Origin of the sequence: Methylobacterium durans (genome assembly GCF_003173715.1) — a bacterium.
In the GTDB taxonomy this organism is placed as follows: domain Bacteria; phylum Pseudomonadota; class Alphaproteobacteria; order Rhizobiales; family Beijerinckiaceae; genus Methylobacterium; species Methylobacterium durans.
The window spans coordinates 1,145,231-1,167,087 of the sequence record NZ_CP029550.1 but is presented as its reverse complement, the minus strand read 5'-3'; the positions used below and the strand labels follow the sequence as shown (position 1 = coordinate 1,167,087).

Annotated in this window: 26 protein-coding genes and 5 pseudogenes; 9 read left to right on the top strand and 22 right to left on the bottom strand. The window is 62.3% G+C overall.

Annotation, left to right across the window (positions count from 1 at the left end; genetic code table 11):
* Positions 1-152 precede the first annotated feature (152 nt).
* Together DK389_RS05455 and DK389_RS05450 are read right to left on the bottom strand one after the other, a co-directional pair.
* Entirely contained in the window at positions 153-752 is a 600-nt protein-coding gene (locus DK389_RS05455) for a phasin family protein (protein WP_109887934.1), read from the bottom strand.
* A 725-nt stretch (positions 753-1,477) separates the two neighbouring features.
* Positions 1,478-1,678, bottom strand: a complete 201-nt coding sequence (locus DK389_RS05450; protein WP_109887932.1) for a hypothetical protein — start codon at positions 1,676-1,678, stop codon at positions 1,478-1,480.
* A gap of 157 nt (positions 1,679-1,835) precedes the next feature.
* Here DK389_RS05450 and DK389_RS05445 point away from each other — a divergent pair, with 157 nt between their 5' ends.
* Positions 1,836-2,783, top strand: a complete 948-nt coding sequence (locus DK389_RS05445; RefSeq protein ID WP_109887930.1) for an IS481 family transposase — start codon at positions 1,836-1,838, stop codon at positions 2,781-2,783.
* 81 nt (positions 2,784-2,864) lie between these two features.
* On the opposite strand, the gene DK389_RS05440 is transcribed toward DK389_RS05445, so the two are convergent.
* The 9 genes and pseudogenes from DK389_RS05440 to DK389_RS34900 all read right to left on the bottom strand — a co-directional run bounded on the left by DK389_RS05440 (position 2,865) and on the right by DK389_RS34900 (position 7,324).
* A complete protein-coding gene (locus DK389_RS05440; protein ID WP_109887928.1) occupies positions 2,865-3,296 on the bottom strand; it encodes a CBS domain-containing protein in 432 nt (143 codons plus the stop codon).
* A 641-nt stretch (positions 3,297-3,937) separates the two neighbouring features.
* Positions 3,938-4,222, bottom strand: coding sequence for a hypothetical protein (locus tag DK389_RS05435; RefSeq protein ID WP_236960632.1), 285 nt, complete (start codon positions 4,220-4,222; stop codon positions 3,938-3,940).
* A gap of 41 nt (positions 4,223-4,263) precedes the next feature.
* Positions 4,264-4,473, bottom strand: a complete 210-nt coding sequence (locus tag DK389_RS05430) for a hypothetical protein (RefSeq protein ID WP_109896051.1) — start codon at positions 4,471-4,473, stop codon at positions 4,264-4,266.
* 238 nt (positions 4,474-4,711) lie between these two features.
* On the bottom strand, positions 4,712-4,927 hold the full coding sequence (locus DK389_RS05425; protein WP_162560507.1) for a hypothetical protein: 216 nt from the start codon (positions 4,925-4,927) through the stop codon (positions 4,712-4,714).
* Positions 4,928-5,113: 186 nt separating this feature from the next.
* Positions 5,114-5,602: a DUF3280 domain-containing protein gene (locus DK389_RS05420; RefSeq protein ID WP_109887924.1), complete on the bottom strand. Its 489-nt coding sequence runs from the start codon at positions 5,600-5,602 to the stop codon at positions 5,114-5,116.
* A 181-nt stretch (positions 5,603-5,783) separates the two neighbouring features.
* Positions 5,784-6,110 (bottom strand): annotated as a pseudogene (locus DK389_RS05415) (transposase); the annotation flags it as partial.
* A 55-nt stretch (positions 6,111-6,165) separates the two neighbouring features.
* A pseudogene (locus DK389_RS05410) lies at positions 6,166-6,353 on the bottom strand (IS6 family transposase); the annotation flags it as partial.
* Positions 6,354-6,502: 149 nt separating this feature from the next.
* Positions 6,503-6,886 carry an exopolysaccharide production protein YjbE gene (locus tag DK389_RS05405; RefSeq protein WP_109887920.1) on the bottom strand — a complete coding sequence of 128 codons (384 nt, stop codon included), beginning with the start codon at positions 6,884-6,886 and terminating at the stop codon, positions 6,503-6,505.
* A gap of 309 nt (positions 6,887-7,195) precedes the next feature.
* On the bottom strand, positions 7,196-7,324 hold the full coding sequence (locus tag DK389_RS34900) for a hypothetical protein (RefSeq protein ID WP_257791928.1): 129 nt from the start codon (positions 7,322-7,324) through the stop codon (positions 7,196-7,198).
* A gap of 343 nt (positions 7,325-7,667) precedes the next feature.
* On the opposite strand from DK389_RS34900, the gene DK389_RS32045 reads away from it, so the two are divergent.
* Together DK389_RS32045 and DK389_RS05400 are read left to right on the top strand one after the other, a co-directional pair.
* Positions 7,668-7,823, top strand: a complete 156-nt coding sequence (locus DK389_RS32045; RefSeq protein WP_162560505.1) for a hypothetical protein — start codon at positions 7,668-7,670, stop codon at positions 7,821-7,823.
* 328 nt (positions 7,824-8,151) lie between these two features.
* Positions 8,152-8,796 carry a 2,3-bisphosphoglycerate-dependent phosphoglycerate mutase gene (locus tag DK389_RS05400; protein ID WP_109896049.1) on the top strand — a complete coding sequence of 215 codons (645 nt, stop codon included), beginning with the start codon at positions 8,152-8,154 and terminating at the stop codon, positions 8,794-8,796.
* Positions 8,797-8,868: 72 nt separating this feature from the next.
* On the opposite strand, the pseudogene DK389_RS05395 reads toward DK389_RS05400, so the two are convergent.
* The 5 genes and pseudogenes from DK389_RS05395 to DK389_RS05385 form a co-directional block, all read right to left on the bottom strand.
* Positions 8,869-8,988 (bottom strand): annotated as a pseudogene (locus tag DK389_RS05395) (IS3 family transposase); the annotation flags it as partial.
* Positions 8,989-9,039: 51 nt separating this feature from the next.
* Positions 9,040-9,333, bottom strand: a complete 294-nt coding sequence (locus DK389_RS32040; protein ID WP_162560504.1) for a hypothetical protein — start codon at positions 9,331-9,333, stop codon at positions 9,040-9,042.
* 200 nt (positions 9,334-9,533) lie between these two features.
* Positions 9,534-9,782, bottom strand: coding sequence for a hypothetical protein (locus tag DK389_RS05390; RefSeq protein ID WP_109887918.1), 249 nt, complete (start codon positions 9,780-9,782; stop codon positions 9,534-9,536).
* Between the two features lie 52 nt (positions 9,783-9,834).
* A pseudogene (locus DK389_RS35505) lies at positions 9,835-9,963 on the bottom strand (DUF6894 family protein); the annotation flags it as partial.
* Positions 9,964-10,099: 136 nt separating this feature from the next.
* Positions 10,100-10,864, bottom strand: coding sequence for a Crp/Fnr family transcriptional regulator (locus tag DK389_RS05385; RefSeq protein WP_109887917.1), 765 nt, complete (start codon positions 10,862-10,864; stop codon positions 10,100-10,102).
* A gap of 327 nt (positions 10,865-11,191) precedes the next feature.
* Here DK389_RS05385 and DK389_RS32035 point away from each other — a divergent pair, with 327 nt between their 5' ends.
* The gene (locus DK389_RS32035) at positions 11,192-11,656 is read left to right on the top strand and encodes a hypothetical protein (RefSeq protein WP_162560503.1); all 465 of its coding nucleotides are present in this window, start codon (positions 11,192-11,194) and stop codon (positions 11,654-11,656) included.
* A gap of 97 nt (positions 11,657-11,753) precedes the next feature.
* Here the strand turns inward: DK389_RS32035 and DK389_RS05380 are convergent, their stop codons facing one another.
* The 3 genes from DK389_RS05380 to DK389_RS32025 all read right to left on the bottom strand — a co-directional run bounded on the left by DK389_RS05380 (position 11,754) and on the right by DK389_RS32025 (position 13,103).
* Positions 11,754-12,302, bottom strand: a complete 549-nt coding sequence (locus DK389_RS05380) for a hypothetical protein (RefSeq protein ID WP_109887915.1) — start codon at positions 12,300-12,302, stop codon at positions 11,754-11,756.
* Between the two features lie 241 nt (positions 12,303-12,543).
* Positions 12,544-12,708 carry a hypothetical protein gene (locus DK389_RS32030; RefSeq protein WP_162560502.1) on the bottom strand — a complete coding sequence of 55 codons (165 nt, stop codon included), beginning with the start codon at positions 12,706-12,708 and terminating at the stop codon, positions 12,544-12,546.
* Between the two features lie 212 nt (positions 12,709-12,920).
* A complete protein-coding gene (locus DK389_RS32025) occupies positions 12,921-13,103 on the bottom strand; it encodes a hypothetical protein (RefSeq protein ID WP_162560501.1) in 183 nt (60 codons plus the stop codon).
* 711 nt (positions 13,104-13,814) lie between these two features.
* Between DK389_RS32025 and DK389_RS33910 the strand changes: the two are divergent.
* A pseudogene (locus tag DK389_RS33910) lies at positions 13,815-14,005 on the top strand (integrase core domain-containing protein); the annotation flags it as partial.
* A gap of 66 nt (positions 14,006-14,071) precedes the next feature.
* Here the strand turns inward: DK389_RS33910 and DK389_RS05370 are convergent.
* The gene (locus tag DK389_RS05370) at positions 14,072-14,305 is read right to left on the bottom strand and encodes a WGxxGxxG family protein (protein WP_236960920.1); all 234 of its coding nucleotides are present in this window, start codon (positions 14,303-14,305) and stop codon (positions 14,072-14,074) included.
* Between the two features lie 543 nt (positions 14,306-14,848).
* Here DK389_RS05370 and pqqA (DK389_RS35500) point away from each other — a divergent pair.
* Entirely contained in the window at positions 14,849-14,965 is a 117-nt protein-coding gene (gene pqqA, locus DK389_RS35500; RefSeq protein ID WP_109887909.1) for a pyrroloquinoline quinone precursor peptide PqqA, read from the top strand.
* Here the strand turns inward: pqqA (DK389_RS35500) and DK389_RS05360 are convergent.
* Positions 14,952-16,093, bottom strand: a protein-coding gene (locus DK389_RS05360) for an IS3 family transposase (protein WP_109887907.1) whose coding sequence is annotated in 2 segments (ribosomal slippage) — positions 14,952-15,826 and positions 15,826-16,093 — 1,143 coding nt in all. Because the reading frame shifts where the segments join, the coding sequence is not laid out codon by codon here. The genes pqqA (DK389_RS35500) and DK389_RS05360 overlap by 14 nt on opposite strands.
* 332 nt (positions 16,094-16,425) lie before the next feature.
* A complete protein-coding gene (gene pqqA / locus DK389_RS05355) occupies positions 16,426-16,515 on the bottom strand; it encodes a pyrroloquinoline quinone precursor peptide PqqA (protein ID WP_109887906.1) in 90 nt (29 codons plus the stop codon).
* Positions 16,516-17,075: 560 nt separating this feature from the next.
* Between pqqA (DK389_RS05355) and DK389_RS05350 the strand changes: the two genes are divergently transcribed.
* The 3 genes from DK389_RS05350 (at position 17,076) to DK389_RS05335 (ending at position 21,751) form a co-directional block, all read left to right on the top strand.
* Positions 17,076-18,080 (top strand): sensor histidine kinase, encoded by a 1,005-nt coding sequence (locus DK389_RS05350; protein WP_109887904.1) that lies wholly within the window; start codon positions 17,076-17,078, stop codon positions 18,078-18,080.
* A gap of 1,369 nt (positions 18,081-19,449) precedes the next feature.
* Positions 19,450-20,460 (top strand): ribosome small subunit-dependent GTPase A, encoded by a 1,011-nt coding sequence (rsgA, locus tag DK389_RS05340; RefSeq protein ID WP_418292010.1) that lies wholly within the window; start codon positions 19,450-19,452, stop codon positions 20,458-20,460.
* 226 nt (positions 20,461-20,686) lie between these two features.
* Complete coding sequence (locus DK389_RS05335) at positions 20,687-21,751, top strand: ketopantoate reductase family protein (protein ID WP_109887899.1); 1,065 nt, start codon at positions 20,687-20,689, stop codon at positions 21,749-21,751.
* Positions 21,752-21,857: the final 106 nt, after the last annotated feature.

Here is a 21,857-nt window from a genome sequence, read left to right as displayed (position 1 = left end):
GGGCCAGTGGCGCTCCGAGGTTTACGAGCGGCATGATTGCGAGATCTGCCATTCTTAGTGCTAGGTGATCACCTAAAGGGCGGTCAAAACGACCGCCACTCTGGTTTGTTGTCGAGCCTGAACACACATGGCCAGCTCAGAAGCTGTGTGATTCAGCGGACGATCGTTGGGGTCTGCGCGACGCTGGCGAAAGTCTTGCTGGCCTCCTCGACGGTACGCGTCGAGCTCTCAGTGATGGAGCGGCTGTCCTGCACGATGTGCTGCAGGCTCTCGCGAGCCAGCTCGCTCTGGATCGCGGCAAACTCCTGGATCGACTTCGCCCGAGCCAGCTTGTTCACTCCGTCGAGGTTGCGCTGCCACTGGCTCTGAGCCAGACCGAACCAACCACGCGATGCGTCTTGGAAGGCTTGGGTCAGAACCGTGCCGCAGCGCGTGACCGCTTCCATGTTCTGCTTGGACTGGCGGGCGAGACGCTCGCTGTCCTCACCGGTGAAGCCCAGTGTCTTGGTGAGGCGCTCCGTAGCCTCACGGGCCTGCTGCGAGGCGATCTCGACGTTCCGCTGCACGATCTGCTTGGTGTTCTCGGACGCCTGCTCCTGCAGATCGACCAGCTTGTTCACCCCGTCACGCGCGGCGTCAGCGAACTGCTTGCCCTGCTCAGCGGCCTTGTCGAGGCCCGCTTCCGCAGCGTCGGCGGCCTTGTCGCTCTGCTCGGACTGCTTGCTTTGATTGGAATTCTGATTGAAGGCCATGGTGGCTTCCTTCCCTATGGATTATGAATTCGTGGCGCTTATAAATGAGACAATAAGCACATTCATCTTAGGCAGCGAAGCATTCTGCCGCATATGCTGCACTGCACCTAAATTGCAATTGAAGCGGTTATTTTCAAGTGCCGCATGTACCATTTGTTTTTATTTAAAGTGTGACGAATTTTATCAAACGTCAGGCTCGGGAGGCAAGCTTCTGATAGCGTTGCACAATGGCGGGGCCGTTCGAGAAGAAGAGTTGCGACAGGCAGGGCCGAGGCATGATCTGAACTGCCTCTCAGAGGCGCTCCTGAATCCGGATGGCCCTCTGCTCGTGCCAGCGGTCGCCCTGCGACGTCGCCATCTTCCGCCGGTTCAACTCGGCTGCCACAGCGCCGCGTGCCGACGGGCCTAGAAGAGCACAGTCCGCCAGACTTGCGAGATCAAAGGTGTTCCTCTGCGACGAGCTGCTGACGGTCGAGGAGCGCGAGGCTGGATCGGCCGAGATCCCGGCGGATTGGGGCCAGCAGGTTGCCGCCGGCCGCAAGACCCTGCAGGGGAACGCCTAAGCTCAGATCTCGCCCGAGATGACGGCCGAGGAATGGGCGGTCCGCTACTGCACCGAGCATTGAGAGACGGCCTCGCGCGCTCGCGCGTATTGCTCCCGATTGCGCCATGTGAGACCGCCTCTCGCGCGGGCGTGCGTACTGGTCCCATATCCTCGCCGGAAGCTACGCGTTGATCTTTTTGATGAGGCTTTCCAGTTCGTCCAAGGCGGCGCCAATCAGGTCAGCTTGGGCCTTGATCTTTTCAGCATTCAGCCCGGCAGCAGCATCCGACGACCACCAGATACCGCTGTCGGCTGAGCGGAGCATGTCCGTGAAACGCTGATGCTGAAGCGCTAAGGCGTCCAATGCGGTCTGATTGTCCACGGCGCTGTCTCCTGCTTGGTGTTGATCATATGCCAGCCCAAAAGGATGCGCGACCAAGCGGACTTCTCACCACGAACAAAGCATGAAAGCGGGCAGCAGAGCCTCTTCTGCGTCCTCTGTGGTTGCGAAGCCTACAGCTCTGGACCCGGAGCCTCGGATGGACGCGCACCAGGATGCCCGCACGACACCGCTGGGTCGACGCCGGATTGTGGACCGGCTGGCCCAGGGCTGGACGGTGGCCATCGTGGCGGATGCGATGGGGATCGATCCGAAGACGGTGCGCAAGTGGCGGGACCGGTTCGCGGCGGAGGGCGCGGCGGGCTTGCAGGACCGCTCCTCCCGTCCGCATCGCTCGCCGACCCGGCTCGACGCGGGAGCGGAAGCTGAGATCGCGCGGCTCCGACGGGAGCACCTGTCCGGGCCGTCCATTGCCGGCCAGGCCCGGCGGCCTCTCTCGATAGTGGGCGCCGTGCTGCGCCGGCTCGGTCTCGGGCGGTTGGCGGCGCTCGACCCGAGGCCGCCGGTCACTCGCTACGAGCGGGAGCCGCCGGGCGAGTTGATCCACATCGACACGAGGAAGCTCGGCCGCATCGACGGGGTCGGCCGTCGCATCACGGGCCACCATGTCGGCATGGTCAGGAACCGCGGCATCGGCTGGGACCACTTGCACGTGGCCGTCGATGCTGCATCCTGGCTCGCCTACACCGAGATCCTGCCGAACGATCGCCAGGATAGCGCGACGGGCTTCCTGACCCGGGCGATCGGCTTCTTCGGCTGGCACGGGATCGCGGTGGAGCGCGTCATGACCGACAACGGCTCGGCTTACCGCTCGCGCGCCTTCGCGGCCGTCATCCGGACGGGCGGCCTGCGCCACGTCCGCACCCGGCCCTACACACCGCGCACCAACGGCAAGGCCGAGCGCTTCATCCAGTCGAACTTGCGCGAATGGGCCTACGCCCGCCCTTTCGCCACCTCGGCCAAGCGAACCCAGGCCATGCGGCCCTGGATCGGAGCCTACAACCACAGCCGACCCCACGCCGCCCTCGGTGGACAACCGCCCATCAGCCGCATCACCAAGGACAACCTCCTCGGTAATGACACCTAGCGGAATGCCGCAAAGTTCGGTGGCACCCGCCACAATGAGCGCTACGCCCACGATTACATTTGAGCGGCCAAAACGGCTGCCTCAAGCTCCCGTGATGTAGTCGCGCATCGCCCGCTGCTCGGCCTGCAAGGTGGGAAGGCGACGCTTGACCACGTCCCCGATCGAGACGAGTCCGACGAGCCTACCGTTCTCGCAGACTGGCATGTGGCGGAAACGCCCGTCCGTCATCAGCCGCATGATCTCCTCATTGGTGGTCTCGCGGCGGCAGGTGGTCACGTCGGCAGTCATGTGGCTTGAGACGAGAGCATCGAGTGCAGTAGCGCCCTGGTGCGCCAACGCCCGCGTGATGTCGCGCTCCGAGAGGATGCCGGCAATGTGCCCCTCAGTGTCACAGACGACTAAGGCGCCGATGCCCTTATCGGCCAGCAGGTGGATTGCATCATCGAGGGTGCGCTCGGGCTGCACCGTGACAACGGAGGAGCCCTTCTCGGCCAGAATATGGGCGACGGTCATGGATGTCCCTCCCTGGGGAAACACGCGCGCTGTCAGCCCGCGGCGCGCCTAGCGGAAACCAGTCGGGTTTGTTCCGGCTCGTTGTCCTACACAATCTCTAATCCGCCATGCGCGCGGCTCAAAGCGCCGGCTCAGTCCGGATAGGCCAAGCCCTATTGGAACGTCAGCGTCCTGCGCTCGCGGCCATCGCGATGGGCACAGAGAAGACACGCCAATCAGCCAAACTGGGGGTTTCACACAAAACTGCGGAGAAGCCGCAGATCCAGCACCACTGCTTAACCTGAGAAAATGAACGCGCCTCATCAGCACCTTAGCCGTGGTTTGCCGTCAGCCGATCCCCTGACGGATGGGGTGCGGTGCGCCTCTACGAGCCTGTCGCAAAATTTCTTCGGTCACTCGACGAGGTGCCTGAGAACGCAGCGCTGTCTCACGTCTCGTTGTACGCTCAGGTCAGAAGGCAGTGAGATGGCTGCCTTGGGTTGTGCCGAGGCAGGCTCGGCAGATAACAATCCCAGCTGAAGCAGCGATCCAGAAGACTTTGCGACAGGCCACTTGACTGAGGTGCTGGCGAGGGCGGCGCACTGATCAGAATAACCTGCTGCAGCCAGAGCTACCAGACGGTGTGGGCTGTTGGCGGGATCTCACTCCTCGTCATCGTCGTCATCGGCCGCCCCCGGAGCGCGCTGGATTTCGCGCCGCTCCCGGACCACTCCGCCACGTTCGATGTCACGTCGTCTCTCTACGCGATCGATGTCGCGCTCGCGCTGTCCTCTGGATCGAAAGTCGACCGACGGGCCACCAGGACCGACCTCAATGCTCTGGGCAGATACCGGCCCGGCGGCAAGTAAGCCGACCGCCAGCACCGATGACGCCAAAAGGACTTTCATGATCCCCTCCTCGGGTATCGTCGAGATCAACCGGGCCAAGGAGGGGACGTTCCGGTGAGTGCACAGATAGGCCGCGAGTGTTACTCGTCGCCCATCTCCTTGTGTTCCGTGACCTCATCCTCATCGGCATCATCGCCGAGAAGATCATCGAGCTCGTCAATCAGGTCAGCGATCTGCTGCTCGGTCGCGGCGACCTGGAAGGTCTCACCACCCTCAGCCTCAAGGGTGATGTGAAACTCGCCGTGGACCTCGTCGGTGAGAACACGGGCCAGTCTCTTGATCGGAGCCATGACGTGGTCACCTCCTAGCGATGCGAGCTGCACGAGGGTCATGCTCGTGCACCCCCTACCTCTACCTCTCAGCAGCCGTCGCGCAACAGGGCCGCTGACGACGCCGTTCGGCGCGCGTCAACCGCTGTGCAGCGGGAGCTGGCTCATCGGAAACTCGCCACTCGGGCTGCTCGCACGCCTGCTCGATCACGTCCCTTCTCCTCCCGCGCAGGCGGTCCCTCTCTGGCGGCGAGGGCAGTCACGACTTCGTCCGCATAGTGTGAAGATGCGCCCGGCGGGTGCGCAGTGTCGCGAGGTTGGTCTTGATGTTCTGCAACACGCCCCTGGCCCCGATCGCACACTGCCCGTTCTCGTTCAGCTGCTCGATCCGCGCGACCTGCTCGCCGTGGCGCTTCTCGCCTTCCGCGATGAGACGGTCGAGGGCATCCAACTGATCTTCGATTGATCGCGTCACGCCTCGCTCCGCTCCGCCTGACCCCGATACGCAACCATTATCCGGGGTGAGAAAGAGTGTGAAAGCGGCAAGCGCCCAGGTTCGCGGGCTGGAAGTTATGGAACAGCACGCCTGGGCCAGCATCAGAGCGCATGGCTCGTAGACATCTATCGATCCGCGAGGGGCAGTTATGTGGACCGATTTCACCTACGGTGTAGGTAAGTTGTTCTTCACGAGGTACCTGAGGCCACGGTCGAACGACGTGTCATTATTGCCGCGGATGTCCACGCTGTAGGCCTGCTCTGGCTTGCCGCTCTTAAGATCCTTCACGTAGACGTTGATGTTAAGGATCAAGTTGGAGACTTTCTGGATCTCGCCCGTGATGGCGACATCAGCCCCAAGTTTCCGGGCATATTCCTCAGCGCAGCCGTTGCAGCGGCGTAGGTCGGATCCTTTAATCACCTCTTCCTTCACCGGATCCGTCGACACGATCTCATAGCGACCGCTGTCTTTGAGCAGGGAGCGAAACAGGCCGCTGAGAGGTGCTAAGCGTGCCCGGTCGGCCTCTGTCGGGCCGAGCATGCCTTGATCAGCTAGTTGGAAGTCGAACACGGCTGCTTTGGGCGGCTCTGCGTAAGCAGCTGTGCCGGTCAGCAGGGCTGCGAGAGTAAAGTGCAGCCGGAGGTTGGCCATCATGAGCGTTCTGTCCTGGTTTCCGGCCGGCGATCTTTGACCACCTTTCTCCTACAATGCAGCAGAGCGCGAAAGGGCTAGCGGAAGTTCAAGTCGGCCGCCCACCTCGGCTCATGTCGCTCCAATAGGGCTTGTCCTAGCGGAACGCTCCAAAACCACTGAGAGCCTGCTGTAGGCTCAGGACTCACAACCTCGGCAGCCAAAAGAGCACGGTGGCGGCGAGCGCGATGGCGGACATGAAGGTGTGCGCGCACCGGTCGTAGCGGGTGGCTATGCGCCGCCAGTCCTTCAGTCGACCGAACATGATCTCGATCTTGTGACGCTGCCGGTAGAGCTGCTTGCCGTGGCGGATTAGACGTGAGCGGCCCGAGCGCCCAGGGATGCAGGGGCGCCTGCCGTAGTCGCGCAGCGCTTGGCGGAACCAGTCGGCGTCGTAGCCCTGATCAGCGATGAGCATGGGCGCCTCCGGCATGGCGGGCAGCATGGTGGCGGCACCCTTGTAGTCGCTGACTGGGCGCGTCGCAAACCCGGATGCGCGCCGCAAAAGGGCGTCTACCGCCCCGCTCTCATGCTTTATTCGCGGCGGGAAGTCCGAAGCAGGTTGCGAGCAGATGGTTCTGCTCGCGGACGGTCCACGCGCCGGCAAAGCCGAAGCCCTTGCGCAGCCAAAGCATGGCCTCGAAGCCCTGGATGGTGCGTCGCGCCGTATGGAAGGAGCGGAAGCCGCCGCGACACGGGGTATGTTTTTCTTGACTAGACATGGCAGTACTCCGTACGTCTGTGCCGCTTCATGGTCACGACATCAGCAAGCCGCGCGATCACGTGCGTGCAACTCTGCGCATGAAAAGCCCGCCGCGGCGCGAGCCGGGCGGGCGATCTGGGCGGAGCTGTCCATCCGGGCGCTCAGCAATTGTCGTCCTTCTTGCCGAGCGCCTGATACTCACCGACGTTGTTGAGCGCGCCAACGGTTCCAGGCGAGGCCGGCTGCTGACCACCAGCCATGTTCTTGCTGGCCGGGTCCTCGCGGCCCTTCTCCGTCACGGTGTTAGCCACCTGCTTTTCACCCAGGCCCTGGTTGGCGCCGACATTGTTCATCGCGCCCACCGTGCCAGGCGAGGCCGGCTGCTCGCCGCCGGCCAGGTTCTTGGCGCCTGGATCAGCACGCGAATTTCTGTCGTTTGAAGTCTGCTGGCCCGCCGTGGAGCCAGTATTGCAAGGCGCTGCCAGGGATGTCCCTGCCGTTAGCGCGAGAATGGCAGCTGCACCGACGATCAACGAAATTTTCACGGGCGTTCCTCCAAAATTGTTGCCAGTAAGAACAAGTCCGCTCGCGGAGCGCGGTTCCACTTTTAGCGGACGAGAAAGCAAAATATCGCCTAGTTGCCTCGGCCAGCACCGATTTTATTGCGCTTCAGCTTAGGTTGCCTGCTCCAGTTGCACATTGCTTACTACAGTGCTTTTTTCGCTGAGCAGAACTCGGCTGCCGCAAGCGCAGTTTATACCTGCAGACGTTTCGACAGCCCTGCGTTGCGGGCCACCAGCGCGGCAAAGCTCGGCGCGCAAGTGGCCCGCGGATCTGATTGCGCGACGCGGCACTCAGTCGTCCAATGCATCCGCGGCGGGATTATCGTCGGCAGGCGACGCCCAACGGTCGCGGTCGCGGTGCTTGGCACGAATAGCGTCGGTCACGGCATTGTACAGGAACTGGCTGACCGTCACCTTCAACGAAGCCGCCAACTACTCGAGATCCGCCGCCTCGGCGTCGTCCAGCTTAACCTGGAACACCCTCTTCGGCATGCTGCCCTCGCTCCGACACTGGGCGGGTTGCGACCGTGTCAGCCATTATGTCACGTCGGAGGAGCGGCATCATCAGTGGATTTCACAAGCCATCCGTAGCGTCCCATAGCCACTTTGGCCTTCCGCAGGGCGTCTCGAATTTCGCCGTCAACCCGGACAAACCACCGCCAGTGTCTCATGGAGCTGCGGCCCAGCAAGCGTTCGGTGATGCAGCGGAAAACAGGAGCAGCCAGGCTTGCCGCATGTGGAGCCGAGCGCACCGAGGTGAGAGATGCGCAGCTACGAAGCGACTGCAGAAGCCATGGAGAACGTCGCCGGCATTCTCGAGCAAGCACGCCGAGAAGGACGGGATCCAGCCGCAGCCCTGCAAATTGCCTTGGTGACGCTCAACTACATCGCAGGGCGAGACCCAAACCCGGCGCAGTAGAACACGATTGCAGCGCTTCGTCAGTCCCTGCAGGAGCAGCGGAGGGGTCAAAGCATGTAGCTGGGTGAGGAGGGATGCCAAGCGCTGGTGCGCGGCTGACGTTTCACTGCAGATGATGGCCTCGGCACTGGCGAGGACTTTAGCGGCTGAAAGGCCTTCTCAAGCGACAGTGCTGCCCCTGCCTTGAGCCGAGAACAAGCGTGCCGACGATGGCGTGCCTGGCAGGATCAGGGTGTCTGCCTTCCTTATCTGCCCCGCGACGCGGATCCCCCGGTGAATGAACCGCGCCGTTTGCTATATGCCCGGCTTCGCAAAGGGCGGCGGTGAGATGACGGCGACTGAACGAACTCTCGTGCTCGTGCGCCACGGGCAAAGCTACGATAACCAGCAGGATCTCTTCTCTGGCTTGCGAAACTCTGATCTCACCAGCCAAGGCGTGGCCGAAGCCATCCAGGCTGGGCATCAGCTCGGAAAACTTGGATTCTGTTTCGACGTCGCGTTCACCAGCGAGCTCACGCGTGCCCAGCGCACATTGTCCCTCATGCTGGCGGAACTCGGGCAATCCACTCTCACCGTCCGACGGGCTGGGGCGCTGAACGAGCGCGACTATGGAGAGCTCGCCGGTCTGAACAAGGAGGAGGCCCGGGCACGATGGGGGGTGCAGCAGGTCCGTCTATGGCGGAAGTCATATGATGCTGTGCCTCCGGGTGGTGAGAGCCTCGCCATGACCGCCGAGCGGCTGGTGCCGTACTACAGGCGAGAGATTGCGCCGCAGGTACAAGAAGGCAGGCGTACGCTTGTAGTGGCTCACGGCAACTCATTGCGATCTCTCGTCATGCACCTAGACGGCCTCAGCGCAGAGGACGTGGCGGAGGTGCACCTCGCAACAAGTCAAATCCTCGTCTATCGCTTCGACGAGGCTGGAGCAGTACTGGACAAGCAGTCGATCTTGACTGACGTTCGGCAGAACTGATGGTGTCGATCTATGCGGCAAGCCTGCCCCCGGGCGACCTGACCGGTATTTCGGACCGAGCCGATTGCGACCCTAATGCATGGTAGCGGCCATGCGTAGATGGAAGGCTGAGTCCGGGATGATGACAGGCGAGGGCGGCCGGTCGCGGTTGTAGGTGTTCTGCCAGAGGCCAATCACAGCCTGCGCTTCTTTTGCTCAGCCGCATGGGCCATTCCTGCGCAGGCGCGTGGCCCAATCAGAAGATCAGTGGGCTTGAGGCGAAGGCAGATCCTCATCGGCCAAAGCCGTTTCCACGACGAAGCACAGGTACTCGTCGAGAGTGCTCAGACTCTGAGCTGGCACCTGCGTATCCGGGTATGTGTCACGGATTAGCTGCAGGTCGCGTCGGATACCCGCCAACAAGGCAGGACGGAGATGCGGGCTGACGCGCGGGTTCAATTGTTCACAAGCGATGATCAGTGATCCGAGCGATTTGGAAAGAAAAACAACGCCAAGCTCATTGACAACCTCAGCATGTTTTGCGTCGCTCAAAGTCATGACGCCGCCTTCGGTCGTGCAGGCACGTCACGGATGCTTAGATGCCTTCCGGAAACATGTCGACCGATTGTCGCACATCGGTTCATAAGCGCACGCTTTAATCAGGGCCGCTTCGATTACGCGAAATCGATTGGCAGCCGTGAAGCGCGCCTGCCCTCACCGCTCGCCAAAGATAGAGGTAAGGTCGCGAGCGTGAAGCATCAGTGCTTCAGGATCTCGCTGGCTGTGAGGAGCATGGCCTCGCCGGCAGTCTCGCGAGCTACCTGGATCTCATCGAGCAGCCATTGCTCGATGGATGCCGCACGCGCGGCCTCCTCCAACTCCAGCAGCTCGCAGAAGAGCCGATGCTTGGAGCCGGAGTCGGTAGGAGGCGGCTCCTCGAGTATCTCGAGCAAGCGGTGCATCAGTGGACCCGCGAGGCGCTGCTGGCGTCCCATGATCGGCGCCATTCTCGTCGCGCACCGTCGCGCCAAGGCGGCTGTGCATGTGTTCAAGCGGACGTTCCCGCGCCACGTCGCAGAGCAGCTTCAGCGCGTACTCGCTCACCGCGTCCGGGCCCGCACACTCCTGCCCGCGGGTGTCGCGCGACGAGAACTTGCTGTTGTGAAGGTCGAAGAAATAGCGTGCCATGTCGCTCCCCACAGATCGTCGGCGGGAGCACACGCCTCTCTCAGCGGCTGATTGCCAGGGATCAGATCGGCGGTGAGCCACCTTAGGCCCTGCTCAGCCGCATAGCCACGCAATTCGCCGGAGCAGCCCGCAATCCTCACGCCTGCCCAGTTCGGCGCAGAAGATGCAGGTAGTTCGGATTGAAGTGAGCGAAGGCTTGCAGTCGGGCAACATCCGGAACTGTCAGCATGCCCTTGGCCAGAGTGATCAGGCCATCCGCGCGCAGCTGCTGCAGGGTGCGGTTCATGTGCACGGGCGAGATCCCCAGCGCGTCGGCCAGCTCGTTCTGCGTCAGCGGAAGGTAACAGCTGTCTGGTGCCGCAAGTCCGACAGCCTGGAGCCGCACCAGAAGCTCGCAGAAGAGGTGAGCTGTCTGGGCTTCCGAGGAGCGTTGGCCCATGCCGGTGAGCCACTCGCGCAGTATGCCCTCATCGACCAGCGTCGCCCACCACAAGGCGCGGGTGATGCGGGGATGGTTCAAGGTCAGTTCCGCAATGCTCTCGCTTGAGATCGCCACCATCGTGCACCGGCTCAGCGTGCAGATGCTGTGATCCATGAAGCCGAGGATGGCGACGTGCAGATCGCAGAAATCGCCCGGGATCAGGAAGGCCAGGATCTGGCGCTTGCCGTCCGGCAGGACTTTGTAGCGGCAGGCCAGTCCGCTCATGACGAGGTGGACCACCTCCGGCCGCTCGCCTTCCTGGATGAGATCCTTCCGCGCCTCGACCTCCCGTGTGCGAGCCGACAGCGCTTCCAGCGTAGCCTTGTCTGCCGCGGAGAGAGCGGCCCCATGTTCAAGCTTCAGGATCAGCGGGTTCGACGGTGGCTCAAGGCAGGGGAAGCCGGAGGCGAACACGGACATCCGCCAGCTAGATAGCCAAAGGATGCGAGGGTCAAATTGCCAGTCGCTCAGATGAGGCGGCAGGACATCAGCCGGACCTCTCTTCGAGGCTGGAAGCGCGCTGCGCTTTTGGGGCCGTGGGCCGAGAACCAGTCCGAATTCGCACTGACGCGCCGGTCTACTGAGCGAAGAGCGCGGTCAGCTCGTCTGAGCGACCAGCAATTTGACCCTTCGGCCGTTTCGCTGCTCCGGATCTGTGAAGGGAGCCAGAACCGGCTCGCGAGGACAGGGACCTGTTCGCGAATCCAAAAAATAAATGGGCACGAGGTCGAAAGACGAACGTTGCCCTTGGAGACAGACATTGCCGCACAGTTGTCCGATATCCTTAGGGTGCAAGCCATGAGAAACTTCGCAGCATTTCCGCTTTTACTTTTACTCGGATCAAGCGTGGCGTTGGCCCAATCGCCAGATAAGCATTTGCAGATTTGCGAGCAGGCGGATCACTCCTGTCAGGAGGCACAGAAAGAATTCAAGGGATTTTTTCCAAGAGCCCTCGCGGGAGAGCGCGAAGCTCAGCGCAATGTGTCGTCTTGTTTGACGAATGGTTGCGAGGACGCAGTTCAGAGAGATCGTGTGTTAGGCTGCGCTTGGAGGCTAATGATCATCAAATCCACGGCAAGTGAATCAAAAAATATTGACGAAGACTATTTTAGTGCGAATTGCACGGGAAGTCTCACCGATGCGGACGTTGCTTATCTGGAGAGCCAGGCGAAAGGTTTGTTCCGTGCAGTTTATAAGAAATCAATGCCCTGAAAGATCGGTCATCCGTCGGCTTGCCGCCTCTCCAGCAGCCTACACAACATGTGCTCCATAGTCGCACAAATGCCTATTTTCTGTTGCGGCGCAACATTCAGCTCAACGTTCGTTTGGCTCGGTGGGACGTTCTCTGTGTATCGAGCTTAACGGCTCTCTCACCGAGATTGATGAAGGCATAGGGAGTTCCGGGCGCCTGCCGGACGCGAAAACCCAGAGCGTAGGCTGCCGCGAGGAACATGCCGTTCGGCACGTTGCCGCCCGTGATCCGCTCAGCCGCGGACATCCAAGAGTGACTGGTCCGCTCGCGGTTGATCGCGGTCTGCGCAAAGGGGCTCGCGTAGCTGAGAAAGCGCGCGGCGCGCTCGAATGCCGCCACCAGCCCGCGTCCCGTCATGCCGTCGCGCTCGCGCTCAAGCTGATGCGGCTCCCAGTTCCAGCCGTACGACGGATCGTGCCCGATGCCGGCCGGGTGCAGATCCGGATAGTCCCTTCGAACCGCGGCAATGGCTTCTACGGCATTGTCGCGGCCCGCTCCCCAGATCGCTGCGGTGTGAAGGGCCCTGATCGGCTGGCGCAGAACCTGGGCGCGCAGCTCGGTCAGGTTCTCGGTGGGTGCCGGCGGCGTCTGCTTGGCGCGGGTCAATGATGGATCTCTCAGGCTTGCCGATGAAGGGCTCTGAAGTTCGCTGGCACGTGTTGTCGGTCGACGTGCGTTGAGGCGGTGCCGCGCCTCGGCTGGTCAAGGCAGAGCGGTTGGGTTGCATTCGGCGCGCCATAGACCGTTGGCGCCTCCGCCGACTTTAATCGTAACAGCGGCCATCCGTGCCACGTCGAGGGCTGCTCGGATGCCAGCGTTGAAGGTGGCATGTTCATTTCTGGTCATGTCACTGGCTCACATTGAGGCGGTCAAAGCTAACAAAATTGAGTGCGACATCATCGCGGATGCTCGAAGTATCTGCCGCCCTCGACACAGCGGTGGCTGCGATGAAAAACCAAATCAGCAGGTCGGCCGCATACTGGCGCAAGCTTGAGCGCACCGTTTCGGCCAAGGTAGGCGTTGCCCTCAGCAAGCGTGACGGCGACAATGAGACGCTGATTTTGTATCTGCGGGATCTGGAGAAGGTGGCGCGGGCGGAATGCGACCGTGCCGAAACCATCCAGATCATAGCATCTGGGAGGCGCCTACTCGGGGACCAGAGCACAATCAGGCGGGCAGGTCCTCCTGCCAGATACGTGACCGCGCAATCAGTGTCGCCCCTCTTCACGGGCGCGGCTCCTGTCGATGAAGGGCTGCGAACGGCGCCAGCACATGCATGCGGTCGATAGGGGCGAGCTGGCGCAGGGCCTCGGCGGATCGGGGCAGGGCGTCAGGGCCGCGCTCGGCGCGGTGGAGTTCGTCAACGGTGTCGCCAGCCTCAATCGAGATCGCGGTCGTGCCGGCCATATGTGGGACACTTTGATCGCGGGCCTTCTCCGTCCGTGCTATCGTCAGTCTGCAATCCCTACAACGCGTGGCGATCCGCTTGGAGCAATCTACTGACGCGACTGCGGCCGTAGACTTTGGGCCATCACCGCGCACCAATGCCCGCTTCGAAGCCGACCGCCAAATCACGGTCCTAAGCAGTCTTGCGGCAAAATTCGTGAACGCCGCCGTTGAGGTTGCGGCCTCGCAAGGAGACGTGCTGGCCGAGGCGAACGCGCCTCCATATTGAGGGAGCGGATACCTGCCCGACTTTGCTCCCGCACGCAAACCACCGGTCCGCCAGAGCTGGTTGCATGCTGTGATCTAAGCCGACGGAAGTGTGTTGAACCAGCGGAGTTCCTTGCGGTTTCGCCCGGAAGAGGTGTTCGGCGGCCACGTCCCGGTGCAGTCTGAGAAATGTGCATCTGGCTTCGCCAGCTCAATATGTGTTTAGGCAGGCTGCTTCTCATTCGCTGATTTCGGCCCCGGCTTGTCTCGCCAGCTATTCCTAGTGGGCAGTCTGATTCGTCCGGACAGAAGTGGTCCGCCCTCTTGTAGGGCGTTTGAGCCTGGAGAACGGACGAGGTGGCAAAGGACACAAGCCCAAACGAGATCGTTGCCAATCTGCGGCAGGCCAATCGTGCTAATCTCCCAAGGCCAGAGCGTGGCCAAGGCGGCCGGCGTGAGCGGGGTGACGAACTCCTCAGCGGCAAGATCTTCTACACGCTGAGAAACGCGCAGACCGTGATCGGGGGATGGAGACGTCACTACACACAATCAGAGTGCACAGGCAATTGGCCTATCGGCCACCAGCTCCGGAGGTGTTCATACCTGCCTTCACCATCTGGCCAGTCGCGCCGACGATGCTGCCCGCGGCGGAGCGAGAGGGCGCATCATTCCTTGGTATGCCCAAAAGGGAAAAGGGAGCCGACCCAGCCCCCTCCTCAGTGTTAGCGCCTGACAGCTCCAGATGTATTGTCCAACGTGGTTCGCGCGGCAACGCGGTCCTTGCGAGGCATCAACCCTGCAAGTCCTATCAGCCCGAGTAGACCGAGCCACCCCCACTTGCCGCTGTCGTCATGATCAGCCACGTGGGTGGGAGGGTTCGCCGTACTCGGGGCACCCGGATTTGCAGTCGTGTTCTGAGCGAGAGCAGGCGCAGCCGTGGCCAAGGCGAGAGCCATTAGTGCAGCTGGAAATATACGCATGTCGTTTACTCCTGGCGCCGAATCCATCGATTCGGTACGCATAGAGAAACGCACTCATGCCACGGAGGGTTCATATAATTCCTAAGCAAAACGATGGAACATACTGCTGAAGCAGCTTCGATGGACGTAAATGAGTCTTCAGCGGAGGTGTCGTCAGACAGGAGCTTAGTCAACGTAATACCGCGCGGCATGCTCGGCGGGTACAGACCGCACCATCATGAAACCATGAACAAGAAGAATGCTGACTTCGCGTCTTTCTGCCACCGGTGTCATATGCTGCGTGACCTGCCAGATCATCACGCCGGCGGTGGGCCGCGCTGTCCCGAAGGAGAGCGCTGAGCGACTGATTTGGGCGGCGCAGCCAAGGACGGGGCGAAGGTAAAAATAATATTTCTTACGAGTTCTGTAGTGTCAGGGCTTGTTTTATTGTCTCACAGGGCGCATACAAAAGTCATTGCGGCGGTGTCGCTGCCTGAAGTTTTTATAATCTTCTCAGGAAGATCGTTTAGGAGAGGTAATATGGTTTGGTCTGCCCCGATCGTCCAGGAAGTCTGCGTCGGCATGGAAGTCACCAGCTACGAGTCTGACCTGACCGGCATTTTGGACCGAGCCAGTTGCGAGGCTACTGCATGGTAGCGGCCATGGGTAGGCGGAAGGCCAGATCCGGGAAGCTGACGGGCGCGGGCGGTCGATACCCCAAGGACGAGTGCGGCCGGACGCGGTTGTAAGTGGCTTGCCAAAGCCCGATCACAGCTTGTGCCTCTTTGAGCGAGTAGAAGATCTCCTGGCGCAGGCACTCGTCGCGCAGCTTGCCGTTGAAGCTCTCACAATAGCCGTTCTCCCACGGTGAGCCCGGCGCGATGTACTGGATCTGTGATCCAGCTTGGGCGACCCACTTGCGCAGCGCCTTCGCAACCATCTCAGGGCCATTGTCGCAGCGGACGTTCTCCGGGATGCCGTGCAGGCACATCGCCTCCGCCAGCGCCTCGATCACGCCCAGGCTGTTGATGCGCCGCGCCACCTTCAGCGCCAAGCAGGCTCGGCTGTGCTCGTCGATCAGCGTCAGGATGCGCAAGCTGCGGCCATCGTGGGTCTGCGCCTGCACGAAGTCGAAGCTCCAGACGTGGTTGCGATGCTGCGGCCGCAGCCGCACGCAGGAGCCGTCGTTCAGCCACAGCCGGCTGCGTGGCCGGTGCTTGTGCGGGACCTTCAGCCCCTCACGACGCCAGATGCGCTGAACCCGATCCTTGCCCACCTGCCAACCACCTGCCTGCAGCAGAGCCGTGACACGGCGGTAGCCGTAGCGCCCGTACTCGGACGCCAGGCTGATGATGGCGCGGGTCAGCGCATCCTCGTCGGCTAGCACGGTGGGCACGTAGCGCTGCGTGCCGCGGTGCTGGCCGACGATCCGGCAGGCGTGACGTTCCGAGAGGCCGTACTTCTCCCGGATGCCAGAGACCGCCTGCCGGCGTCGCTCGGGGGCTACAAGTTTCCCGCCGCGACGTCCTTGAGCACCTGCTTCTCCAGGGACAGGTCCGCCACAAGGCGCCGCAGGCGGGCGTTCTCACGCTCCAGATCCTTCATCCGACGCGCCTGATCGACCTGCAGGCCGCCGTACTCCTTGCGCCAGCGATAGTAGCTCTGCTCGCAGATGCCCGCCTCTTTGCAGGCAATGGCGATGCTCTTGCCCTGGGCTGTCTGCACCTCGATCTGGCGCAACGTCAGCACCACCTGCTCGGCACTCGGCCTCTGTCCTCTCCTCATTTCCAGCTCCTCCGATCCTGGCTGATCCTCGCAATCAGCCCGGTCCAAAGCCAGCCGGTCAGGTCAAGGTCACTCCCTCGACGCCGCACTGGCAGAGATCGAGAGGCACACTCGCGGTGTCTGCCGTCGCAATCCGGGGGAGGACTGGGCCTAGGGGTTCGTGTTGTCCACGAGCGTATTCGGCCTCGCGCGCATCGCCGCGTCACAGGCATGGTCGACAGGGTTAGGCGCAGTTCACCATTCTGCAGGCCGTCCTGGTCGAAACGAGAAAAGCCGCCCTCAGGCGGCTCTCAAGTATCAGAGTTGTGAAGCGCGAACGCCCGAGTGGCTGCTTAGTGGAAGGTGTCGATCTCAGCCGACTCGTAGCTGGTGACTTCCATGCCGACACAAACTTCCTGAACGACGGGGGCAGACCAAGCCATAGTGTTTCTCCTTGTTTTATCTTCATGAGAAGATTATAAGAAAGCGAAGTGGCGGCGCCACCTCTATATTTCTTGTATGCGCCGATCCTAAAAACAAATCAAGCGCGCATGTTTGTGGAGCGAAGATTTCCCTTAGATTTCTTTTTACGCCAGAGCTAGTCGGTATGAACCTCGGAATTAACTGCCGAGAGCCCTCCTCTGAAACAGCGTGCGCCATTGTCGCCGCTGATGTTCGGATCGGTCGTGCAACGTGTGGCAGCGCTGACAGAAGGCGGCGAGGTTGGCACCGACGTGGAAGGTGGTGCCGTGATCGCGAGGGGCCGTTTCCAGCTTGCGCTCGAGCGGTGGGCCTTGGTGCGAGCGAGCGCCTGTGTGAGGTAGCCCCGTGAATGACCGGACCGGGGCTCACGCTTGTGGAAGTGTGTGCCTATGACCGACCCCATGGTGAGTTTTAACGACCCGCCCCGCGCCGAGCGCGTCGAGGTGATCACCTCCGTCCAGCGCCGGCGGCACTGGACCACGCAGGAGAAGGTGCGCCGAATGAGGTTCATGGAATTCTCATGTTAGAAGCCCAGTCTGCGTCATCGCCCGCTTGGGGAGAGCGACACCTACGCCTCGCGATCGACGCGGCGGGAGTAGCCCTGTGGTCGTGGAACGTGGACAACGACGCGTTCACCATGGACGAGCGAGCGTTCGTCCTCTGGGGCCTGCCAAAGAGCGCATCCATCACCTTCGAGGACCTGTCCTCGCGCATCCATCCAGCCGACCGTGACCGCGTCCGGGGCGCCTTCGCGGCGACCCGCGCTATCCTGGGCGATTATGAGATCGACTTCCGCATCCTGCATGGCGATCTGGTGAAGTGGATCTCCGCGCGGGGCCGCGGCGACGACCAAGGCATCGTCGGACGGGTCATGTTCGGGATCTTCCTCGACGTGACCGGACGCAAGCAGGCGGAGGAGGGACACGAGCTGCTCGCCGGCGAGATGAGCCACCGCGTCAAGAACCTGCTCGCCATCGCCAGCGGCCTGACCGCCATCACCTCCCGCTCCACCTCCACCACGGTCGACATGGCTCGCGAGCTCACCCAACGGCTCACAGCGCTCGGACGCGCGCACGACCTTGTCCGCCCACTCCCCGGCAACGAGGGCAAGGCGGCTTTGCTCGGCGACCTGATCGCGATCCTTCTGGCTCCCTACGACGACATGGGTGCCTTCAGCGGACGCATCCGTGTCTCGGTGCCGAGGATGGGGGTAGGTGAGGCAGCCGCGACGACACTGGCGCTGGTCGTGCACGAACTGGCGACCAACTCGCTCAAGTATGGCGCTCTCTCGGTTCCCACGGGCACCCTCGACGTGTCGTCCTCGGAGCAAGAGGACGTGGTGGTCATCGCATGGACGGAAAGAGGCGGGCCGCCCGTCACTCGCCCGACCGGCCCTGGGGGATACGGCAGCAAGTTGCTGAACCGGGCGATGACCCATCAGCTGGACGGGTCCATCACTCGCGAATGGGACCCGGCCGGCGTCATCGCCACTCTCACCATGAACAAGACATTCCTCGCCAAGTAGGGGTCGCTGTGGTCAGACCGCGGCAGAATCGACGCCGAACTTGGTCGCCCACTCGGCGGGACGGAACAGCGGACCGCGCGATATGACGGCGGGGGATGGAAATCGCACGTCCGCAGGGCGTTGATGGAAGGGCGCTACGAGAAGCTGCGCTCCCTCATCCGCTCCGAAACATGGTGGTGCAAGCGACGGCCCCATTACAGGCCGCTGAGGCGCTCCTGATGCCAAAACTAAGCACACCTCCAGAAGGTCATTGACCAGTCTCAGTCTCTGCTGGAAGAGTGCGGACAAGCTTATCGGCCTTGTGAGTGTCGTAGATTTTGCACGTCGCATGTTTTTCAGGTGGTAGAGACTTGCATTTCGTATTTCGAGCTACCATCTTGTGTTTACCCCACAATGACAATTAGGGCGCGTTTTCACGCTCTCTCCATCTTGGGCCGCCGCACGACCGTGCCGGTGGCCCTTCATCTTGCCCTGAAAGATCCCGCATGTTGAAGGTCTCTGCTGTGCTCGCGCTTGCGTCGAGCCTGTCACTGGCAGCGTTCCTACCTGCACGTGCAGCGGACGCGGCGTCGTACAACGGGACTTGGAGGGTCGAGCTCGTGACCGAGAGCGGCTTCTGCGATGGACGCCACACCTACTCGGTCGTCGTACAGGAGGGACAGGTTCGTCTCCTCTCGGCCTCAGACGAGGCAACGCGGATGTCCGGTCGCGTCGGTGCTGATGGAACCGTCGGCCTGAATGTCTCGCAGGGCTCGATGAATGGTTCTGTGCTCGGTCGCCTTCAGGTGCGATCCGGTTCCGGCACGTGGAAGGTCTCCGCTCTTTGTTCCGGACGCTGGGCTGCGAGCCGGCGTTCGATCGTGGCTGCGCAGGTACCGTGAATGGTCCGCGCTGGCTGGGGGCGCATCGTGGAACCTGGGACCGTTCCGCCCCGGTTCAAGTGGCGCCGAGTTCCAGGCTGATCTGAAGGATCCGCCCGATGTTCCGCTTCAGGGATAAAGAGGCGACTGCCCAGTTTGACGCAAAGTTCGGGCGTCGGCCGACACAAAGTCCTGCTTCTGCAGCAGCTGTCTGCGGCATTCGGGTTGCCAATCGAACATCTGTGCCTTGCCTTTCCCCGCGGAACACCCGGCATGGCAAGCCCGAGAGGCCCTTGCGCGAGAATTCTGATGGCTGGAATAGCGAGCGGGTCCGTAGCTGCATCTGTCTTTCGGAAGACATGCTCTGCCTTCGTGAGGGGCGCGGGACGCTTGTGAGGAAGCATCTAGGTCAACAGCACCGAACGCTCTGCATTGCTGCTTCAGGGGCGAGAGCACGCCAGAATGCAGGGTGCTGGCCATGGGCGTGACAGCGTGTCATAGGCAAATCGGTGACCGGTCATCCCGACTTCCTTCATCCCGTATCGCCTGCAAGCCTGGGTTGGTCCGACTTTTTTGAGGACCAGCGTGAGCGCAACGAGGCCGATCTCGCCCCGATGCGGATCGCTGCGGTTCACCGCTCCCGCCTGACCGCCTTGTCTCTCACTGGGCCTGTCAAGCTGACACTTCCGGCTCACACCAACACCGGCGATTACGCTGTGGGCGATTGGGTGCTAGTCGATCCCCAGACCCAAACGCTTCACCGCCGCCTCACCCGCAGGACGGTGCTGGCGCGGCGTACCGAAGGCAGCAGGCCCCTTCAGATCGCCGCGGCCAACGTCGACACCCTGTTCGTCGTCACCTCCTGCAACGCCGAATTCAACCCCGCCCGGCTGGAGCGCTATCTGGCACTGGCCAATCAGGGCGGCACCAATCCGGTGATCCTGCTCACCAAAGCCGACACTGCGGTCGATGTGGGGGCTTATCAGCGCCAGGCTGCCCAGTTGCAGCGCGGGCTCGCCGTGCTGACCATCAATCCTCGCCTGCCCGAGGCCGTGAGTGCCTTGGCCCGGTGGTGCGGCGTGGGGCAAACCGTGGCGCTGGTCGGCTCCTCCGGTGTCGGCAAATCGACCCTGGTCAACACGCTGGCTGGTCCGGACCAGAATGTGCCTCAGGAGACGGGACGCATTCGCGAGCACGACGCCAAGGGCCGCCACACCACGACATCCCGCTCCCTGCACGCCATTGCTGGCGGCGGCTGGGTCATCGACACGCCGGGAATGCGAACGCTGCACGTCAGCGACGCCGCGCAAGGCATCGAGACCCTGTTTGCCGAGATCACTGAGCTCGCGCCCCTGTGCCGGTTCCGCGACTGCACCCACGCCCACGAACCCGGCTGCGCCGTGCAGGCCGCCGTCTCTGGCGGAACGCTGGACCCTGAGCGCCTGACCCGCTGGCGCAAGCTCCTCAACGAGAACCGCGGCAACACCCCAGCCTCCACCGGGCCACGCCGCAGGCGATAATGCCAATCATCCGGGAGCTGTGCCGACCCATCCCAGCGCGGCGATGGAGAGGGCCAGGCGGGCTGAAGGTGAGATCCGGCCCCTTGTTACGGCTGAAAGTGCGGTGGGCAGACGGCCTGGCTGCGTGCTGTAATCCGGACGTGGAAGGCCCAGCGTGCCTTGAGGCTGAGGAGTCGAACATCGCTACGTTCGTGGAAATAACACTACAAATTTTGGGAAGAAGCGCATGCCACGCAATATTCTGATCCTTGGAGCCTCGTACGGCTCGCTGCTCGGCACGAAGCTGCTGATGGCTGGTCACAACGTGACCCTCGTCTGCCGCAGGAAGACGGCTGACCTGATCAACCGCGAGGGCACCGAGGTCCGCATCAAGCTGCGCGATGAAGCGGGCCACCGAGCAATATTTTCGCGTGATCTGCCTGGCACCTTGGACGCGACGCCGCCCGAAGACGTCGACGTCTCCCGATATGACTTGGTTGGGCTCGCCATGCAGGAGCCGCAATACAATGACTATTCGATCCGTCTCCTGATGATCAAGATTTCTGAGGCGAAGCGGCCTTGTCTCTCACTCATGAACATGCCGCCCCTTCCGTATCTCAGGCGCATCCCGGCGCTCGCCAACATGGACTTGGAGTTTGCCTACACCAATGCCGGCGTCTGGGATCGGTTCGAGCCAGGGCTGGTCACGCTCTGCTCGCCCGATCCGCAGGCCTACCGCCCGGCAGGTGAGGGTGCGAATGTTCTCCACGTCGGGCTGCCGACGAACTTCAAGGCGGCGGCGTTCGCCGACGAGGCGCACAACCAGCTGCTCCGCGAGTTGGAGGCGGACATCGACGCGGTGCGCCTCGACGGGCAGGACGTGCCGGTGAAGCTCAAGGTGTTCGACTCGCTGTTTGTGCCGCTGGCGAAGTGGTCGATGCTGCTGACAGGCAACTACCGCTGCGTCACACCGGAGGAGCCGCAATCGATCCGCGACGCAGTGCATAGCGATCTAGCGCGGTCCCGCGCGATCTACGAGCACGTGGACGCCATCGCCCAGCGGCTCGGCGCCGACCCGAAGGACCAGGTGCCCTTCGAGAAGTACGCCAAGGCGGCCGAGAGCCTGCTCAACCCCTCGTCGGCGGCGCGGGCGGTGGCGAGCGGGGCGCCCTTCATCGAGCGGGTTGACGTGCTGGTGAAGCTGATCTCGCACCAGCTCGGCGCGCCTGACGCCGAAATTGACCGGACGGTCCGGATGGTGGACCGAAAACTCGGCGAGCGCGTCATCTCGGGTGGATTCGGTGCGGATTGAGCTGCGAAGACCGCACCTCATCCGTCGCCTATCACGAAGAAAAGCCGCGGCGAGGCGGGCGGGCTGTGCACTAGTACTACTGTGTCACAAGAATGGGGTGTATGAG

What these genes read in the sequence shown, in the direction of transcription:
- DK389_RS05455 (WP_109887934.1), bottom strand. Translation starts at nt 752, where the DNA reads ATGGCCTTCAATCAGAATTCCAATCAAAGCAAGCAGTCCGAGCAGAGC.
- DK389_RS05445 (WP_109887930.1), top strand. Translation starts at nt 1,836, where the DNA reads ATGGACGCGCACCAGGATGCCCGCACGACACCGCTGGGTCGACGCCGG.
- DK389_RS05440 (WP_109887928.1), bottom strand. Translation starts at nt 3,296, where the DNA reads ATGACCGTCGCCCATATTCTGGCCGAGAAGGGCTCCTCCGTTGTCACG.
- DK389_RS05430 (WP_109896051.1), bottom strand. Translation starts at nt 4,473, where the DNA reads ATGGCTCCGATCAAGAGACTGGCCCGTGTTCTCACCGACGAGGTCCAC.
- DK389_RS05420 (WP_109887924.1), bottom strand. Translation starts at nt 5,602, where the DNA reads ATGATGGCCAACCTCCGGCTGCACTTTACTCTCGCAGCCCTGCTGACC.
- DK389_RS32045 (WP_162560505.1), top strand. Translation starts at nt 7,668, where the DNA reads ATGCGCAGCTACGAAGCGACTGCAGAAGCCATGGAGAACGTCGCCGGC.
- DK389_RS05400 (WP_109896049.1), top strand. Translation starts at nt 8,152, where the DNA reads ATGACGGCGACTGAACGAACTCTCGTGCTCGTGCGCCACGGGCAAAGC.
- DK389_RS32040 (WP_162560504.1), bottom strand. Translation starts at nt 9,333, where the DNA reads ATGACTTTGAGCGACGCAAAACATGCTGAGGTTGTCAATGAGCTTGGC.
- DK389_RS05390 (WP_109887918.1), bottom strand. Translation starts at nt 9,782, where the DNA reads ATGGCGCCGATCATGGGACGCCAGCAGCGCCTCGCGGGTCCACTGATG.
- DK389_RS05385 (WP_109887917.1), bottom strand. Translation starts at nt 10,864, where the DNA reads ATGTCCGTGTTCGCCTCCGGCTTCCCCTGCCTTGAGCCACCGTCGAAC.
- DK389_RS32025 (WP_162560501.1), bottom strand. Translation starts at nt 13,103, where the DNA reads ATGGCCGGCACGACCGCGATCTCGATTGAGGCTGGCGACACCGTTGAC.
- DK389_RS05370 (WP_236960920.1), bottom strand. Translation starts at nt 14,305, where the DNA reads ATGGCTCTCGCCTTGGCCACGGCTGCGCCTGCTCTCGCTCAGAACACG.
- pqqA (WP_109887909.1), top strand. Translation starts at nt 14,849, where the DNA reads ATGGTTTGGTCTGCCCCGATCGTCCAGGAAGTCTGCGTCGGCATGGAA.
- pqqA (WP_109887906.1), bottom strand. Translation starts at nt 16,515, where the DNA reads ATGGCTTGGTCTGCCCCCGTCGTTCAGGAAGTTTGTGTCGGCATGGAA.
- DK389_RS05350 (WP_109887904.1), top strand. Translation starts at nt 17,076, where the DNA reads ATGTTAGAAGCCCAGTCTGCGTCATCGCCCGCTTGGGGAGAGCGACAC.
- DK389_RS05335 (WP_109887899.1), top strand. Translation starts at nt 20,687, where the DNA reads ATGCCACGCAATATTCTGATCCTTGGAGCCTCGTACGGCTCGCTGCTC.